The sequence below is a fragment of the Klebsiella sp. 2019SCSN059 genome, from assembly GCF_021739525.1.
Taxonomy (GTDB): Bacteria; Pseudomonadota; Gammaproteobacteria; order Enterobacterales; family Enterobacteriaceae; genus Klebsiella; species Klebsiella quasipneumoniae.
The window spans coordinates 1-203 of record NZ_JAKKOM010000178.1; the positions used below are offsets into that span (position 1 = coordinate 1).

Consider the following 203-nt stretch of genomic DNA (forward strand, 5'->3'; position numbering starts at 1 on the left):
GCCGTTGACAGTAAAACACATGAAATCATCTGCGCTGACCTGTCGCTGAACAACGTTACGGACTCAGAGGCCTTCCCCGGGTTAATCCGGCAAACCCACCGGAAAATCAGGTCAGCCGCCGCCGATGGCGCTTACGACACCCGGCTCTGTCACGATGAACTGCGGCGTAAGAAAATCAGCGCGCTTATCCCTCCCCGAAAAGG

1 protein-coding gene is annotated in these 203 nt (G+C 56.7%); it reads left to right on the plus strand.

Annotation, left to right across the window (positions count from 1 at the left end; genetic code table 11):
* Window positions 1–203: transposase (locus L2I46_RS29485; RefSeq protein ID WP_236948426.1), on the plus strand; the 203-nt coding region annotated here is incomplete at both ends.